This window comes from Brevibacillus sp. FW301-21C12A, assembly GCF_058788915.1.
The window spans coordinates 18,684-34,316 of the sequence record NZ_JBYTBG010000047.1 but is presented as its reverse complement, the minus strand read 5'-3'; the positions used below and the strand labels follow the sequence as shown (position 1 = coordinate 34,316).

At 50.0% G+C, this 15,633-nt stretch carries 19 protein-coding genes; all 19 read left to right on the top strand.

Annotated features, from left to right (window positions below; all coding sequences use genetic code 11):
- Window positions 1-138 precede the first annotated feature (138 nt).
- The 19 genes from cpaB (at window position 139) to AC3WQH_RS21605 (ending at window position 15,528) form a co-directional block, all read left to right on the top strand.
- Window positions 139-867: a Flp pilus assembly protein CpaB gene (cpaB, locus tag AC3WQH_RS21695; protein WP_005831499.1), complete on the top strand. Its 729-nt coding sequence runs from the start codon at window positions 139-141 to the stop codon at window positions 865-867.
- Entirely contained in the window at window positions 864-2,267 is a 1,404-nt protein-coding gene (locus tag AC3WQH_RS21690) for a CpaE/TadZ family protein (protein WP_007786431.1), read from the top strand. The genes cpaB and AC3WQH_RS21690 overlap by 4 nt, the downstream gene beginning before the upstream one ends.
- Before the next feature lie 9 nt (window positions 2,268-2,276).
- Entirely contained in the window at window positions 2,277-3,758 is a 1,482-nt protein-coding gene (locus AC3WQH_RS21685) for a TadA family conjugal transfer-associated ATPase (protein ID WP_005831496.1), read from the top strand.
- 28 nt (window positions 3,759-3,786) lie between these two features.
- Window positions 3,787-4,671: a type II secretion system F family protein gene (locus AC3WQH_RS21680; RefSeq protein ID WP_197187062.1), complete on the top strand. Its 885-nt coding sequence runs from the start codon at window positions 3,787-3,789 to the stop codon at window positions 4,669-4,671.
- 4 nt (window positions 4,672-4,675) lie between these two features.
- Window positions 4,676-5,584: a type II secretion system F family protein gene (locus AC3WQH_RS21675; RefSeq protein WP_007786429.1), complete on the top strand. Its 909-nt coding sequence runs from the start codon at window positions 4,676-4,678 to the stop codon at window positions 5,582-5,584.
- Between the two features lie 67 nt (window positions 5,585-5,651).
- Window positions 5,652-5,828 (top strand): hypothetical protein, encoded by a 177-nt coding sequence (locus AC3WQH_RS21670; RefSeq protein ID WP_005831490.1) that lies wholly within the window; start codon window positions 5,652-5,654, stop codon window positions 5,826-5,828.
- Window positions 5,825-6,319, top strand: a complete 495-nt coding sequence (locus AC3WQH_RS21665) for an A24 family peptidase (protein ID WP_005831488.1) — start codon at window positions 5,825-5,827, stop codon at window positions 6,317-6,319. The genes AC3WQH_RS21670 and AC3WQH_RS21665 overlap by 4 nt, the downstream gene beginning before the upstream one ends.
- Window positions 6,319-6,738, top strand: coding sequence for a TadE/TadG family type IV pilus assembly protein (locus tag AC3WQH_RS21660; RefSeq protein WP_005831486.1), 420 nt, complete (start codon window positions 6,319-6,321; stop codon window positions 6,736-6,738). The genes AC3WQH_RS21665 and AC3WQH_RS21660 overlap by 1 nt, the downstream gene beginning before the upstream one ends.
- On the top strand, window positions 6,735-7,244 hold the full coding sequence (locus tag AC3WQH_RS21655) for a hypothetical protein (RefSeq protein WP_007786425.1): 510 nt from the start codon (window positions 6,735-6,737) through the stop codon (window positions 7,242-7,244). Before AC3WQH_RS21660 ends, AC3WQH_RS21655 begins: the two co-directional genes overlap by 4 nt.
- Window positions 7,245-7,341: 97 nt before the next feature.
- Window positions 7,342-7,959 (top strand): DUF4046 domain-containing protein, encoded by a 618-nt coding sequence (locus AC3WQH_RS21650; RefSeq protein ID WP_005831482.1) that lies wholly within the window; start codon window positions 7,342-7,344, stop codon window positions 7,957-7,959.
- 108 nt (window positions 7,960-8,067) lie between these two features.
- Window positions 8,068-8,346, top strand: a complete 279-nt coding sequence (locus AC3WQH_RS21645) for a hypothetical protein (RefSeq protein WP_005831480.1) — start codon at window positions 8,068-8,070, stop codon at window positions 8,344-8,346.
- Window positions 8,347-8,501: 155 nt separating this feature from the next.
- Window positions 8,502-9,266, top strand: a complete 765-nt coding sequence (locus AC3WQH_RS21640) for a hypothetical protein (protein WP_005831478.1) — start codon at window positions 8,502-8,504, stop codon at window positions 9,264-9,266.
- A 2-nt stretch (window positions 9,267-9,268) separates the two neighbouring features.
- Window positions 9,269-10,141: a P-loop NTPase family protein gene (locus AC3WQH_RS21635; RefSeq protein WP_005831476.1), complete on the top strand. Its 873-nt coding sequence runs from the start codon at window positions 9,269-9,271 to the stop codon at window positions 10,139-10,141.
- Window positions 10,138-10,926 (top strand): CpaB family protein, encoded by a 789-nt coding sequence (locus tag AC3WQH_RS21630; RefSeq protein WP_005831475.1) that lies wholly within the window; start codon window positions 10,138-10,140, stop codon window positions 10,924-10,926. The genes AC3WQH_RS21635 and AC3WQH_RS21630 overlap by 4 nt, the downstream gene beginning before the upstream one ends.
- A complete protein-coding gene (locus AC3WQH_RS21625) occupies window positions 10,923-12,041 on the top strand; it encodes a CpaE/TadZ family protein (RefSeq protein WP_005831473.1) in 1,119 nt (372 codons plus the stop codon). Before AC3WQH_RS21630 ends, AC3WQH_RS21625 begins: the two co-directional genes overlap by 4 nt.
- A complete protein-coding gene (locus tag AC3WQH_RS21620) occupies window positions 12,041-13,390 on the top strand; it encodes an ATPase, T2SS/T4P/T4SS family (protein WP_005831471.1) in 1,350 nt (449 codons plus the stop codon). Before AC3WQH_RS21625 ends, AC3WQH_RS21620 begins: the two co-directional genes overlap by 1 nt.
- Window positions 13,387-14,286, top strand: coding sequence for a hypothetical protein (locus tag AC3WQH_RS21615; protein ID WP_007786417.1), 900 nt, complete (start codon window positions 13,387-13,389; stop codon window positions 14,284-14,286). Before AC3WQH_RS21620 ends, AC3WQH_RS21615 begins: the two co-directional genes overlap by 4 nt.
- Complete coding sequence (locus AC3WQH_RS21610; RefSeq protein WP_025843816.1) at window positions 14,286-15,125, top strand: hypothetical protein; 840 nt, start codon at window positions 14,286-14,288, stop codon at window positions 15,123-15,125. Before AC3WQH_RS21615 ends, AC3WQH_RS21610 begins: the two co-directional genes overlap by 1 nt.
- A 202-nt stretch (window positions 15,126-15,327) precedes the next feature.
- Window positions 15,328-15,528 (top strand): hypothetical protein, encoded by a 201-nt coding sequence (locus tag AC3WQH_RS21605; protein WP_005831465.1) that lies wholly within the window; start codon window positions 15,328-15,330, stop codon window positions 15,526-15,528.
- Window positions 15,529-15,633: the final 105 nt, after the last annotated feature.

Here is a 15,633-nt window from a genome sequence, read left to right as displayed (position 1 = left end):
TATGAATACAAACTTTCGGATATCCTCTAGCGCAAAAAAGGACAGTCAGGGCGTTTTTCCCTGACTGTTTTTCTTATTGTTTCTTTTTTTGTCCCAACCCCTTCCTTTACGCTAGTAGCAATTGAGAGGAGGGAGAGAATGTCAGTTCATCCGCTGCGGTTATTGGCCCTGTTACTATTGGCGACATGTATCGGAATCGGTGCCTACACCATTTTAAAACCGCATGATGTGACTTATATTCAGTTGCGGCCAACGGTGGAAAAAGAAAGCGGACAATTGTTGGAGGCAAAAGATATGGAGCCGCTGACCTTGGCATTGGAAGGTCTTTTTCAAACAACTTCTGATCCCATTCCAGGACTGATTCCATGGACAGAGGCACAGGACCTGATCGGGCTGCCCTTTTCGCGTCAAGTGAAGGGAGGAAGACCTTTGTTGCCAAGTGATTTGGAGCTAGGCAATCAGAAGGGAAACGAAGCCTCGTTGGGAGACAAAAGAACCGGGATGAGCATTCCGGTGGATAATGTGGCAGGCGTCTCACCGCACATTTCCGCAGGAGAAAGAGTGCATGTCTACGCCTCGTTTGAAGATGAGGCAGGGGCGCACTCCGGTTTACTCCTGCAAAATATGCCTATTTTGGCCGTTCAACGGGAGATGGAAGGAGATCAACCGAAATTGCAGGCTGTTACCCTTTCTTTGACGAGAGAAGAGGCCGTTTTGCTAACGCATGCTCTTCATTACGGCAAGATCAGATTGGGGCTGGCTGCGGTAATGGACGACCACAAGGCGGGAATAGGCGATGCCAGCTTCGCCGCTGAGTTGATGAAAACCAAAAAACGAAGGGGCTTGGAAAAGGAGGAACAAGGGTGAAAAGGCGATTACTCATTGTAGACGATGATCGAGAGGCAACGCGTCTGCTAGCCAACCAGCTTGCGGGCAGTCAGTTGATCGAAATATGCGGGGAGGCTGCCAGCGTAGACGAAGCATGGGCAAAGCTGCAGCAATCCAGGCCGGATCTCGTTCTTTTGGGAGGTGTAAAAGAAACGGAAAGAGGCGTTTTGTGCCAGCAATTCCGCCTTGCTTTTCCTCATCTGTCTTTTATAGCAGCATGCTCGGCCAATGAGCTGGTGTGGGAGCCGTTTTTTCGAAACCTGGGTATTTGGGTAATCGCCAAACCGGTACAATCCGGACAAGTGGAAGCGCTAGCCATGATGGCTCAGAGCCCGGGCTTGGACGCCAGGATTCCAGCACAGCCTCCGCAACATTTTCCCAAAGAGCAACAAGGAGGCATGATTGACCCGCAAGACCAGTTTGCAGAACCTTCACCGGCGTTCAACGGTCAAACCAAGGCAGGGATCAAGCACCTCATTACGGTGTACGGCCCAAAAGGCGGCGTCGGAAAAACGTTTATTTCGCGCGAACTGGCGATCTTTTTTTCCACGCAAAAAAAGGAAGGGCGCCCTTTGAAAGTGCTGGCAGTCGATTTCAATCTCGACTTGGGGACGTTCGCCACCACATTGAATCTGCCCAGAACGCCCAATTTGTTTACGTGGGTACAAGATCTCGATAGCCAGCTCCACGCATTTGCTCAAAAGCGCGGCCTAGACCCGTATGCTGTCCGGCAAAAGGAATGGCAGGAGCTTGCTTCCGTGTTGCCGCTGTCTCCACAGCAGATCGAAAAGTACGTCGTTGAGCATACGGAATCGGGTTTGGGCGTGCTTACTTCCCCGAGAGATATTCGGCAAAGCTTTGAAATTCGCGATTATCATTTGTATCTCATCCTGGAGACGCTCAAACAGAGTAGCTACGATGTCATTTTGATTGATACTGCGCCCGATACGACTGATGCGACGATCCAAGCCCTCTTTTTTGCCGAGCATGTTGTGATGGTAGGCACTCCTGTAGTGGATTCGATCGAAAACATTCAACGCTTGCTGAAGCTGCTGAGAGAAGCAGAGTATCCGGAAGAGCGAATCCAGGTGTGCATGAACCGCTTGCAGCGAAAAGAAATGTTTACGCTGGAAGAAATCCGGGCTTATTTTCAGCTCCATCCAAGCAAGAGGATTTTTTCCATTCCTGACGATGGAGAAGTGAAAAAGTCGATTAACACAGGGGTTCCAGTCATGATGCAAGCCGGGCGAAGTGCCGCCAGGGAGGCCATTGAAACGTTAGGAAAGGCATTGTTTCCGGTTGACGAAGAAACAAAAAAGCCCGCTGTAAAAGGGAAGCAGAGCGAGAAGCCATCCCTTTTGCGCTGGTTGTGGGGCTAGGGAGGCGCTATGTTCGACAAACGACAATTGCTGGGGATATCCAATCAGTTGCCAAGAGGCCAGGAGCAGCGAACGATCGGGCGGGAAACGTCCGGGCCGCCTGCTACGTTGTTTGAAAAAAAGCAAGAGCCTGCCCCCAGTCAGGAGCGGTCGATTGGCAGCGAGGCAGAAACGTTTGTTCGTACCCAAATTGTGGAGAAGTACGGCAGGCGTTTGTGGGAGGATAAGCATTCTCCCGCCTTCAAGAAAGAGCTGACAGCCGACATCAGAATGCTGTTGGAGTCGCAGGTGCCGCTTTCGTCCATGCATTTGGAGGCGGAAGTAAAACGACTGCTGCATTCCTTGACTGGCTGGGGAGCGCTTGATGAGCTATTGGAGGACCGGGATATTACGGAAATTTTGTTTCATCGCCATAATTATCTGGTAGTGGAACGCAAAAGTACCGGAAGGCTGGAAAAGCACGAGGCTGTCGTATTTCGCGACGAAGAAGAAATGCTGCAGTTGCTGGAACAAATTGCTGCGACGATGGGCCGGGAGTTTAATGAGACAAAGGCGGAGCTGCATACACAGCTTCCTGACGGCTCAAGGGTGGCAGCCACGCATCGTTCCATTTCGCCGGACGGGCACACGCTCACCATTCGCAAACACCGCGAGCTGCTGAGTGAAAGCGACTATTTGCGTTACGGGTCGATTTGCGCACCGATGCTCTTGTTTTTGCAAAGAGCCGTCGGTTTATCCAGAGCGTCCGGGATCGTCAGCGGAGGAACAGGCTCAGGCAAAACCCATATGCTGAACCTCATTTCCCAATACGTTCCTGAACATTTGAGCATCATCACGATTGAAGACGTGCTCGAGCTGAAGCTGCAGCATCCTTTTGTCCGCAGGCTTTTGGCAAAGCCGGCCAACTACGAAGGAAAAGGCGGCTTCTCCATTAAGGATTGCGTACGTTTATCGCTGCGCAAGCGTCCTGACGTCATTATGGTGGGCGAGACACGGGGCGGGGAAATTGTCGATATGCTGTGGGCGATGAATACGGACCACCCCGGTAGCTGGAGTACAGCGCATGCAAACTCGCCGCGAGCCTTGGTCGACTCTACGTTGCCGATTTTGTTTGGCAAGGCAGATGAAGTGTACAGTGCTGAGGAACGCAATCTGATGATTGGCTCGGCGTTGGATTTGATTGTCCAGGTAAAGCGGTTTGAGGAGGACGGCAGCCGCAAAGTGGTTGCCATCACGGAAGTTGTCGGCACAGGCCAATCGCACGAGGAATGGATAAAACGAGCGTGCAACGTCAAGCAGGTTGTGCCGGACCGGGTGTATTTGCAAGATATCTTTGTGTATGAAGCGACGGGGATCCAGGACGGAAAAGTAAAAGGGCATTTCAAGTGGACAGGCTATAGGCCTGAACGAATCATCAAGCGCTGGCAGGAAAAAGGATTGTCGCGGGAAGCAATTGAGGAAGTATTTTTTACAACGCCGATACAAGTCTAGGAGGGAAGGGACTTTGGCTGACATCAGCATGCCTGTCGCCATAGGAATTGGTTTTGCCACATTTTTGCTCGTCATTCCGCAAAACATGTATGTCCGTGAGCGAGCGGGCAAGCACGAGATTGTGGGATTGCTTCAGCGGGACAGAAAAACGGTCTGGAATCGGTTGGAGGAAAGGCTGGCGAAGTCACGCTCGGGCTGGGGAATCAACCAGTATGTCACGCTGTCTTTTTTCTTGGGGGTTCTGTCGTTTGGGATAAGCAGCCAACTACTGCAATCGTGGTGGCTGGCGCTTCCCGCCTTGCTTGCTGGCGTCTTGTTTACAGAGCGTTTGGTCAGCGTGTGGGGAGCCAAACGCAAAGACAAATTTGAGGCTGGCAATATAAAAGCGATCCGCCTGATGGCAAGCTCGCTGCGTGCGTCGCCCTCTTATTTGCATGCTTTTGAGCAGGTTGCGGCAAGCCCATTTTTAGACGGGATTGTAACGGCAGAGTATAGGCGAATTGTCGAGCTGCTCCGGGCACAGGTGCCATTGGAGCACGTTATGAATGACTTTTACGAGCGAACGGGATCAGCCGATGTCAAATATTTGGCTACGATTGTGCAAATCCAGCGAGAAATGGGTGGAGACATGGCGAAAACGTTGGATTTGGCGGCTTCCTCCATTTTGCGCCGCAGACAGTCGCTGCGCAGGCAAAAAGCCGCTATGGCCCAAATTGTCGCGCAAGTGAATCTTTTGAGCGTGATGCCCTTCATCTTCATTTTGGCGCTGTATGCAAACAATCCGCATCATTTTGATTCGCTGACAGCAACCGTAGGGGGGCGACTGCTCATTTTAGCGTGCCTGGCGAGTATTTTGCTAGGGGGAGAAGCGATTCGCTACATGGCGCACAAAAGTGTGCACCGGGGAGGGTGAGCGTATGCTTGTGATTTGCGCTCTGATTGGGTTTGCCATCTTTCTTTATGGACTCCCTGCTTGTCTGGGCAAGGGAGCTTCTTTTTTCTCTAGCTTGTTTAGTCGAATTGAAATCGAGCAGCAGGCAGAGCTCGATCAAGCATTCGAGCGCCGACAAGCTCGCTGGACACTGGTTCGTCTGCTGGAAAGACACCCGCCGCTTCTGCAGCGGTTATGCAGATGGACGGGCATCCATGCTTCCAAAACGGAAGAAATCATCTCGCGGCTCCACCTGCCGATTCGTTTGGTCGAAGTGGTTTTGGCGAGGCTGATTTGCATGTGTCTGGTCGCCTCCTCTCTGTTAGCTCTTTTGCTGAAGCTGGCCCAAGGGGAAATGCTCGGGATAAAAACAGGGTATCCGTTGATGCTCAGCTTGGGGCTGTATTTGTTGCCGACGTTTTATCTCGACTGGATGGATAAGCGGGCAAAAGCGGAAATACGCGAACAAGTGCCCGTCTTTTTTGGGATCGTCCAATCGTTGGTCGAGGCAGGTATGCCGCTGCAAGGGGCGGTAAAGCAGACGGCTCGTCGCTTCAATGCCAGGCTGGGCCAAGAGCTTGCCAAACTGGAGGTCGCGGAAAAACGGCATGGATCGTGGAGAAAAGCATTGGAGGAACTGGCATTCTGCTGGGAGGTCGATACGCTGACCACGATCGCTTTGGAGATGAATGAGGCAGTCACCAAGGGCGTCAGCATTTCGCAAATGCTGTCCGTGCAAATCGAGGAACAGGTGAGGCAGCAAGAGGATGAAGCAGCAGCTCATATGAACCGTTTGAACATTCGCCTGCTCCCTTTTGTGATTTTGTTTATGGGGGTTCCTTTGTTATTTCTCGTGATGGGCCCGGCATTGATGGGCATCGGAGAGCGGTTGTAAATATTTTTGCAAGGCTGCGCTGTCTTTTGGCAAAGTGAAAGTACGATCTGATAAAGGAGTGAAAGAGATGTCATTTATCGCAAGCTATTTCCAACGCTTTTGGAGCGAGGAAGACGGCGTAACGATTGTGGAAATGGTCATCATTGTGGCGGTGATCCTTATCTTGATTATTCCGACGCTGGCATCATTAGGGGAAGCTGAAGACGCCAAGCTGAAGGAACTGCAAGAAAAGATCAGCAAATGACAAATGTGCTTGTAGGCGGTCTGCTGACAATCGCCGCATGGTTTGACTGGAGGCATCGCAAAATTCCTAATACGCTCACGTTTTCCGCGATTGTGCTTGGATTTTGCTATCAGTGGCACACTGGATCGTTGTGGACGTCGTTATCAGGTGTGATGGGGGCATTTCTGCTGGCGGCCATCCCTGTAGCCAGCAAGGGCATGGGAATGGGTGACTTGAAGCTGCTCATGGCGATTGGGGCATGGAGCGGCTGGGCAGAGGTGTATCCGCTATTTCTTCACTCGATAGTTTTGTGCATTTTATTTGTCTTGCTTTATCCGCGCAGATGGTCCCGATTGGGAAAAAATTTGTTTGTGATGGCAGTGGGATGGACGGCGCATCGGCAGCTTTGGCTTCCCGGCGTAGAGAAAACGGCGTTCGCTTTTCCTTACGCCGTATTTTTGCTGGGTGCTTTTTTGCTCCGCCAGATGCTGCATAAGGTGGGGGCAGCCTGATGAAAACAATGCTGAGGCGATGGTTGCGGGACGAGCAGGGCAGTCAATTGATTGAGTTTGTCTTGATTTTTCCATTGGTTTGGCTGCTGATCGTGTTTTCGTTCGATCAGTTCACGATTTTGTACAACCGCCAAAAGGCTTTGGCAGCGGCATACGAGGCTGGCCGAATCGCTGCTGTGCAGCCCAATTTTGGACTGGCAAAATACCACGCGAGAGAGAGGGGCATGGCCGAGCTTGACCAAGGCATGGAGGTTGCCGAGCGCGATATTGTGCTGGAGCTGGACGGAGGCGGCTGGAAAAAAGGAAACCACTTTAAAGCTGAGGCGAAGGTGAGTTTTCGCTTGCTTGCCACGGGCGCGGTTTATGAGCTGTCCGAAAGCTATTACATGATGGTCGAAAATGCGGAGGACAAAAAATGACCGGGCTGTGGCAGCTTGCGGAGATACGCGCAAAAGAAGAGAGCGGGGCCACGATGATTACGATGCTCTTTTTTCTCTTCTGTTTGGGCAGCTTGTTGTCTTTGCTGTTGTTTTCGGAGCAGGCCGATTTTTTGGAAATGAACGTTCAGCATACTGCCGATCTGGTGACCAAAGGAGCGCGGGCTGCAGGTTTGTGGGAGTACACGGATACTGATGGGGAGACGCAGAGCAGACTTTATGCAACCAGTCAGGAAGCCGAGCAGGCAGATGCTGAAGTAATCAGGGGCGCTCGTGAGGAAGCAGCTATTTTATGGCGGCTGAACAAGTCCTCACTGGAGAGCAGGGCTGCCGGGGTTTCCGCCGTGCATCAAAAAGGGGAGCGTGCCTATTTGTATCGGCAAGGCATTTATCATTTGCAAGTAGAGGTAGAGCAGCGCATTCCTGTGTTTTGGGAAGAGCTGGATGTAAAAATAGCTCGTGTCTCGCAATCGGGAGTGTATGACTAAAGGGCTGGATAACGAAGCCGAGCACTGTTATTTTTGTCCCAATCACTCGTGGTAATTTAGGAGTATATTCCAAAAATAGGGATAGGAGTGAGGGGCAGTGCCGTCCAAAATTGTCGATCGGTACAAACGCATTCTTAACGGAGAGCAGAAACGCTTTTCCCCGTATGAATTTGAAGATGCGCAGTACCGCAAGCAGAAGGTCCAGTTAATCGTCCGCTATGCGATAGAAAACGTCAAAAAGTGGACGCCTGAGCAGGCGAGACGCGAGTTGAGTCTGGAGGATATAAAGCAATTGAAGCTGCATTTGATCCGCGAGTACATCGAGCCGCCGATCGAGGCAAAGGCGGAAGATGTGTACTACATTGTGGAGTATGCCTACCCGCATCTGCCTCGCCTGCCGGAGAAGCAACGGGTGCTGTGGGTTTATCAGGAGGTATTGTCAGGCATTCGCCGCCATTTTCCTCCTGCCTATTTCCAGAGCGTCAAGGGCGAGGAGCGCGCCAAAGTGTGCGTCGATTACATGTGCCAGCACTTGCTGAAGCTGTCTGATATGCGCGAGCTGCCCAGACTGTTCAGCAAGACGGAGCGGGCTTATTCGCTCCTGAAAAAATTCAAACTGAAAATTCTTGTCGATACGCTGTACTTTTCTCCTTTCGACATGGTGACGGAGATGTACCCGGAACTGAGCGATCCGGTTTATTGGGAAGCTGAGTAAAAATATTTGCCAACGCCCTCTGTCTTTTTTTACGGTATACATAGTTTCATTGGCTTATAAGCACATGAAACGGCCGTACTCTACAGGTGAGAGAAGGAGGCGTTGCGCATGGCAACAGTAGAGGCTCACCACCAGCGCTCTGCATCCGTGGAGCAGCTTCTTGGGCGGCATGTACGCTATCAGAAGCACAAGCCCGGCAGGCACCTTTCATTGGAAAGGCTGCCGCTGGGAAGTTTCCAAATCGAAAGCTTTCATCGATTTGGGGACAGGGTTGTACTCAATGACGGGCTGATTGTGATGGAGAATGCTCCAACCGTCATCGAGCGGGGAGGAAGAATTGCACTGCTTTTCGCTACAGGAGAGGAGCTTTACCTGTGGGCTGAGTAGTGCGAAAAAATCGCCCTTGCACGGATGCGTGCGGGGCGATCCAAAATTCACAAACCCGTTACAAAAATTGACAAAAAAGATTTGACGAGTGACGAAAGATGTTACAAAATGTCTATTATTATATAAAGTTGTAAAAAATTAGGGGGTGCTTTAACGTGTTGGCAAAGAGCGCAATCGAACTGGTCAACCGCTGCTATCAGGAGACAAATGGTCTGAAATTGGTGTCATTGGAAGAACTGAAAGAGGCATTTATCGCTTACGTTTTCGGCGACTACCAGGAGGAGTTCATGGTTCAGTATGATCTGGAAGAGTTTTATGAACATCTGAATCAGCTCCAACTGTCCAACTGCCGCAGAGACTTTGATAAGGCAGTAGAGGAATGGTATATCGTCGAGTATGGAAACGGTTATAGCGATGCGAACTATCACGACATTCTGTTCACGCTGGTGAAAGACGCAGTGGTGCAGTACCAATCGCAAAATCGGACAGCACTCATCCGAGACGTAACCAAACTTTTAACCATGCCAGATGGATTTGTCGCCAGGTGGAAGAGCGGCTTGCTGAAAGAACGTTCACTGCCTCACTACTTTAAATACTTGATGAAGCTGGGGGTTCGCAGTCAGACAGATATTGAAACATTGGTTGATATGTGGCTGCTTGAATACCCAAACGCCTTTGATAAAAAGCAGCAGGAGTTGTTCGCCAACCCACCGCGCAGAGGGAGACCGAACAATGTAGAGCTAGCGCTGCTCATTGACCTGGCAACCAAAGTCAAGCCGGAAATGACCCCACAAGAGCGGGAGCGTCTGCGGAAAATTTACTACTACCACCGCAAGTCACTCACTGTCAGGGAAATGGTTGAGAAATTCGAGAAATACCTCATGGGAAAAAATAAATCGAATGATTCCCAGGTGGGGTAGTCATGTTTCACCAAATGAGCCGTTTCGTCTCCAAATTCCGTGATTTGGAACAGCAGGAGTTTACGCATACTTCCGAAGAAGAACGGCAATGGAGACTGCTCAAGGAAAAGCTGGCTTCCCCTCATACGGTGGAACAGCAAGAGGCGATCATTCGCAAATGCATCGCTGTAACCAGCTTGTACCCGCAGGCAGGCGCCAGTTTTGTGGCCGGCAATATTGCGTACGCCTGGGCGGGACAAGGAATACCCGTGACGCTCTGCGAGATGCCAAATCAAACTTCTTACTTCTACTTCGCTCTTGATTACGAACGCAGAGTTCGATCACTCAAGAATTTTTCTCCGACATCATTGCTCCTCATGCAAAATAACCAACTTCGCATCCAGATCGACACCCCTTTTCATGGTCAGCAAGAATCTTCCCGCATGGATATAGCCAACTGGATACTTCGAGTAAGCAAAGACAGTCCGATTGTTTTCATAGATATCTCTTCTCACTGGAATCAAAGCGAGGCAAGGCAAATTTTCGAAATAGCTGATGAAGTGTGGGTTGTTTTTGATACAGATATCGCACGTCTTACTCGCTTGTTCCTGGTAGAGACAGCCCCGAGCTGGTGGGTGACAGAGAAAAGCAAATTGAGATTTATCGCAAACAAATGGAATGCACATTTTGCGCGTTCAACTGTCATGAAAAAAGTAAAAGGGACGCTCTCACTCTGGGGCCAGACCTTTCCGCAAATTGATTACCAGATTCCACTCGTTGATGAAGAGAAAGCCGCGATGGCACACGTAAAGGCCAACTTTTTGCTGGAGCTTTTTCCAGAACAAGAAAGTGAGTTTCAATCGCTGATTTACGCTCACAAAGGAAGGGTGTTATGAAAAAGCAAACGATGCTCGTTATCTGCCTGATCTCGTTTCTCCTGGCAGGCTCCTCCTTCTATGCAGCCACCCAGTATATTGATGCGCTGGCAACGGAAAAACTGTTTGCCCCAGTCGTAAAAGTGGCTGCCGGAAAGGAAATTTCTCCTTTTGAGCCGATTACAGAAGACGATGTGGTACTAGTACAGGAAGAAATTGATGAAATCCTCCCAGAAGCGGCACGAGATATAACCGCTGTGATTGGCAAAAGGAGTACGCAAACCATTTATCAAGGTGAGCAACTGTTAACAACCAAGCTGACAGATTCACAGCTTCTGCCGGAAAAAGGTGAGGCGCGGTATGAGTTTCCATTGCTCTCGATTCAGCCTTTGACAGAGCTGCGCAAGGGCGACCACGTGAAAATCTGGGTCAAGTACAAGAGCCTGGCCGAATTGCAGGATTACCCTGAGCCTGTGCAATTCAAAAAGACGAATGACACGGCGGAGTTTCTGTTTGAGAGCCAACTGGCCAGCGTAAGAGACAGCAATGGCACCGAGATCTACACTCTGAAACCAAGCCTGTTGCCTTCTCCAGATCAGATGGATGCGGTCTTCAACGGCTCTCGCGAAAAGCCTCAGTCGAATAGCGAGAAAAAATATCACGATTATCGGGTGCAGCCCACCGCACTACCTGCTTTTCTAGGATTCAATCTAACGGATCGAGAGTACGTAATCCTTAACGAAGCAATGTCATACGGCATGCTGCAGGTAGGCCATATCATGGTTTCAAAGGAGCAAGCGTCATGAAAATTTTAGTTTGTTATCCGATGAAGTCGTTAGCCAAGACGTATATGCCGACTGCGAGCGAGGTGTTGGTGGCTGAATCATCTGAGGAGTTCCCCCGGTTGGCTCACCTGTACCAGCCGGACGCGACCGTCGTTTTTTCCGAGATGTATGCAGCACCGGCGTGGGAATGGCTTCCCTCCGTTCGAAGCGTACTGCCTGCTCACTCTCCGCTGATTATCGTTCCATTGTATCGGGATGAGCAAATCATTGCCCAAGTCACAGAGAAACTGGAGCTTGAAATGGTGTACGTACTGTCTGCCCAGCTTTCACAGGAAGAGATTCGCAGCAAAATAAGCCTGATCCTGGGCTTTGTCCATGAAAGGAAGGAACACCAAAGCAGCGAAAGCGGCGGCCAGGTCTACGCCCTCATGAGTTATGGCGCATCGGGAATTACTACGTTTTGCATCAATTACCCGATTTTGCTCGCCAGACAGTACCCGACCAAAAGTATTGCCGTTCTTGACATGAACGTTGCAAAACCCGATTTAACCCGCTTTTTCAAGCTTCAGCAGCATCAGTTATCTCTGTTTCGTCCAAATTTATTGGATTACCAGACAGCACTTAGGCGAAACTGGCGCAGCGTCTGCAAACAGAGCGCTCATATGCCCAATCTGTATTACGCGCACGCAGCCAGCAAATGGCGGAGTGCGGAGCTAAGCAATATGCTTGCGGCTTTTCGCCTGCAATTCGACCATGTGTATGTCGACTGGGGGTACTGCTTCCCGGAGTCAGAGACCATGCAGCGTTTGCTTTTCACGGCTGATCGCAATCTGTTGTTTGTTCGCGCTGATCCCTTTGGCATCGAAAGCGCGAAAGAGTGGCTTAAGCATTGGCGAGAAAAAGGTGTACAGTGCGAGGTTTTGCTAAGCCATCAGGAGCCAGGCCAGCCTTATCGGATTGGAGAAGATATCCCGCTCTACGGTGTGGTTCCTCGCATATCGCCAAGCAGGCTGATGCAATCCCAGCGAAGCAGCAGTGTGTTGATCGAAGAGTTTTTCCCGCCCAAATCGTACATCAGCAGTCTCAAGGAAATTGCCAAAGCAGACCTTGCTGAAAAAAGCGTGGTGTACAGTTGATGAGAATAGCAGAGCTGAACAGGGGCACAGCCAATTTGCACGACATTGAGGAAATAAAGCAGGCGGCTCGAGATTACTTGAATCACTTTGGCAAAACGCGCGAAGAAAAGCTGGAGATGCAGCAAATTCTCTCTTTGGCCGAGCAAGGAGACCGCGACAGCCACAATCATATTATTTTGCGCTTGCAGCATTACTTTGAAGAAGTGCTCAAGCGTCCGATATCAGAGGAAATTTTGCCGCATGTCAACGGCTACGAAGGCCTTGTGTTTTCGACCTATGGCTGGGGAATACTTGACGCCGTTCTGCATTTGTCTCCGTGGGTAGAAGAAGTGCGGATAGGCGCTGATCGACGAGTAGCGTACCTGGAACAAGGAGTGAAAAAGTTTCTCTCTTACACTCCTACCTGGAAGGAAGTCGAGATACTTCAACAAAAGCTGACGAATGCTGCCGGTCTGTCTTTTAACGAGAAAAAACCTCGTCTGAGCGGGTATCTCCATGCTCTTAAAGCTCGGTTAACCATGTTTACTTTTCCATATTCAAGAGTGCCCACGATTCTTGTCAGGCGGTTCACGACTCCGGATTTCTCGCTTGACCAGCTTCGGACACAGCCTCGGCCGACTTTTGACGAGCCTGTGCAATGGCTGCTCGAACAGCAAGTGCACGGACGGGGCAACGTTCTTGTCATTGGACCGATGGCTGCCGGGAAAACAACCTTGATGATGTGCATGTTGAAGCTCAAGGACCCGCTGACAGAGTACATTACCATTTTCGAAAGCGAGCATGAGATGCGATTCGCCGATGTATGGCCGGGCGAAGTCATTGAACTGCAAAATGTGGAAGAAATCGGCATTGAGCTGAGCAACTGCTTCAAAGATATGTACCGTTCAACAGCCAATACGATTTTGATCGGTGAAATCCGCGAGCCGATCGAAGCGTACCATTTTGTCAATGCGGGAATCAGAGGGACGGATGCTACGATTGCGGCAATGCATGAACGTTTTCCCCATAAAGCTTTACATGACCTGACAGACCTCGTTTATCAGTATGGGGGACGAAGTGTCGAGTTGACGCAAGAAAGGATCAGCAGGGCAGTCAATTTTGTAAACTCGCTTACCTATCGAAATAACGGTCACCGTTTTGTCGATGCCATTCATGTTACGGAATGGAACGACACTTTCAATCGCGTCGAATCGATCCCGCTAGTCAGTCGCAATGTGCAAACGGGTGCATATGAATGGACAGGAAAGCAGCTAAGTCCTCATCTGGTGGAGTATATGTGCTACGTCGGGAGAGCGAACATTGATGTATTGAAAGAACTACGTCTTACTGATCTGGGCAGGCAGCTATGATTTATTCGCTACTCATTCCGATGGTCGTCTGTCTGTTTATCGGTTTTATGTTCACCGGAGTGTACTTGTACCATAACTGGACTGCTCCCCGAGTTTTCTTTCCCCGCACGGTAGAAGCATGGAGAGAAAAATTTTTGCAGCATGCCACCAGGCGGATGCTGTATGAGCGATACGATCGGTGGTGTCAGATAGGGGGAGGTACACCCGAGGCTCATCTGCTGCTTTCCTTGATTGGTGGTGTCGCGGGATTTGCTTCGGGAGTCTTGCTGGGCAACCTGATTGTCTCTCTGTCTTTGTTTCTCTTGTTTCTTTTACTGCCTACTCTTTTGCTGTACGCCCGTTATACGGTTCGGATCAACAAAAAAATCAGTTCATTTTGCCGCTTTGTGGAGCTTTTTGCCCGCTATTATAACAGCCGGAAAAATATTGTGCTGACTTTTCGGGAAATGATTGAAGAATGTCCGAAGGAGCTTCTGCCAGATTTGCTCCTGCTGAACAACACCCTTGCCGATGGCGGGAATCCTACAGTAGCGGTAGAACGCTTTGCGCAAAGGCTGGATCATCCATGGGCATTTGATTTTGCCATGTACATCGCCAGTGGGTTGGAGGGAGAGACCGAAGACATTCAGGTACCTCTGAACCGATTGACGAATGAAATGTTTGTGCAGCAGGACGAAAAACATGAGCGGGACAGCGAAATATACTCGATCTGGATCAGCCTTTTAATCGTCATTGCCATCTGCATATGCTTGATTCCTTACAACCAGGGATTGTTGAAAGATTCGTATCGGCTTTATTTTTACACCCCTGACGGACAGGCTATTTTAGCGCTGGCGGTAACCGTCTGGTCATTCTCCATCCTGCTTGCGTTCATTTGGGGGAGGAGGTATCGGTAATGCAGTTGCTCGTCATGTACACGTGGTTGGGTTTGGGTTCTTTATTTATGTTTCTCGCTGTCTTCTTCGTCGGAAAGTATTTGGTGCAAAGCCAAAGGCCTGCGCTGTTCATCTCTGCGAAGTGGTGGAAAAAGTGGGAGCGGACGGTCAAATCTGCCGAAGATGAACAATGGGAACAGTTGCTTTCCCGGGCAGGGAGGCCATTTGGTTGGGGAAAAGCCGAGTGGCTGTTTCTGCAACTGCTGTGTGGAAGTGCCGTTTGCATTCTCGTTCTTCTCTGGGCAATTTTGTGCCGTGTTGAATCATTTCCGCTTTTGTCGATGTGTCTTGCTTCGGGAGGGGGGTACTTCCTTCCGTACCTGGCTCTGAAGATGTGGGCGGGCAATCGCGAGGATATGCTGAGCACAGACATAGCCCGCTTCATCAACCGTTATGTAACCTTGCTGGAAAATCAGGTGCCTGTCTACAATGCCATGGTAAAAGCGGCAAGACCTACGAGAAAGCTGAAAGAGTATGTCCCAACTTTGTCAGAGTGGAACAAAGATCCGGATGAAGCGTTGGAAAGCTTCAAACGCAAGCTGGGGGTCGATGATGGCGTTATTCTCGTTTCCAGCATGCGCACTATTGAGCAGCTAAGCGCGGGACAAGTCAGTGTAACGATGCAGCGCATGGAATGGGCCGTCGATCAGCGCAGGATGTTTCGCCATCGCAAAAAAATAAAATCGCTAGGTATCGGCTACAGTGTCATCGTTTACCCGGCTTTTTACATGGGGTTGTTGGTTGCTATGTTTCCCTGGTACAAGCTGCTGACAGAAATTTTGGCCAAGTATTTAACCTAAAGGGAGGCTAAGCGCTTGACCAAACTGTTGTCCATTATCATGTGCATCGTATTCACTTTGGGAATCATCGTGTCGAGCCTCTCGCACATCAACGCATCAGTTGTTCAGGATGGCGGACTGCGAGATCGAGCAGTTGATTGGATTGATAAAGCGATACCGTAGCATGGCTTTTCTAGTTAACTACTAAAAGGAGAGTGCCACAATGTCGAAAATGTTTTTTATTTTCCTTGCGTGCGTCATGGTCCTGGGGATCGGTGTCAGCTCTTACGGCAATGAACTATCGCCCGCTGCAAACGATTCTGCCGAAAGCATTAACCGTTCCATCACATCACTGAATTACGACACAAGAAATGAAAACATCAACTTCAAAATGCAGAACGGCACAGCCTATACGTCAAACTGATGCTGCACCATCATGTTTTTCTCATTATCGTCGTAATGGCAGGGAGCTTGTGCGCGTTCCTATGGAACTTGCAGCCAGAAGAACAGCTTCGTGAGACTCAACAGG

Excerpts from the sequence above, each read along its gene's own strand:
- AC3WQH_RS21625 (WP_005831473.1), top strand. The coding sequence starts at position 10,923 with ATGAAAATTTTAGTTTGTTATCCGATGAAGTCGTTAGCCAAGACGTAT.
- AC3WQH_RS21605 (WP_005831465.1), top strand. The coding sequence starts at position 15,328 with ATGTCGAAAATGTTTTTTATTTTCCTTGCGTGCGTCATGGTCCTGGGG.
- AC3WQH_RS21630 (WP_005831475.1), top strand. The coding sequence starts at position 10,138 with ATGAAAAAGCAAACGATGCTCGTTATCTGCCTGATCTCGTTTCTCCTG.
- AC3WQH_RS21675 (WP_007786429.1), top strand. The coding sequence starts at position 4,676 with ATGCTTGTGATTTGCGCTCTGATTGGGTTTGCCATCTTTCTTTATGGA.
- AC3WQH_RS21655 (WP_007786425.1), top strand. The coding sequence starts at position 6,735 with ATGACCGGGCTGTGGCAGCTTGCGGAGATACGCGCAAAAGAAGAGAGC.
- AC3WQH_RS21645 (WP_005831480.1), top strand. The coding sequence starts at position 8,068 with ATGGCAACAGTAGAGGCTCACCACCAGCGCTCTGCATCCGTGGAGCAG.
- AC3WQH_RS21680 (WP_197187062.1), top strand. The coding sequence starts at position 3,787 with ATGCCTGTCGCCATAGGAATTGGTTTTGCCACATTTTTGCTCGTCATT.
- AC3WQH_RS21635 (WP_005831476.1), top strand. The coding sequence starts at position 9,269 with ATGTTTCACCAAATGAGCCGTTTCGTCTCCAAATTCCGTGATTTGGAA.
- AC3WQH_RS21665 (WP_005831488.1), top strand. The coding sequence starts at position 5,825 with ATGACAAATGTGCTTGTAGGCGGTCTGCTGACAATCGCCGCATGGTTT.
- cpaB (WP_005831499.1), top strand. The coding sequence starts at position 139 with ATGTCAGTTCATCCGCTGCGGTTATTGGCCCTGTTACTATTGGCGACA.
- AC3WQH_RS21685 (WP_005831496.1), top strand. The coding sequence starts at position 2,277 with ATGTTCGACAAACGACAATTGCTGGGGATATCCAATCAGTTGCCAAGA.
- AC3WQH_RS21670 (WP_005831490.1), top strand. The coding sequence starts at position 5,652 with ATGTCATTTATCGCAAGCTATTTCCAACGCTTTTGGAGCGAGGAAGAC.
- AC3WQH_RS21620 (WP_005831471.1), top strand. The coding sequence starts at position 12,041 with ATGAGAATAGCAGAGCTGAACAGGGGCACAGCCAATTTGCACGACATT.
- AC3WQH_RS21610 (WP_025843816.1), top strand. The coding sequence starts at position 14,286 with ATGCAGTTGCTCGTCATGTACACGTGGTTGGGTTTGGGTTCTTTATTT.
- AC3WQH_RS21615 (WP_007786417.1), top strand. The coding sequence starts at position 13,387 with ATGATTTATTCGCTACTCATTCCGATGGTCGTCTGTCTGTTTATCGGT.
- AC3WQH_RS21660 (WP_005831486.1), top strand. The coding sequence starts at position 6,319 with ATGAAAACAATGCTGAGGCGATGGTTGCGGGACGAGCAGGGCAGTCAA.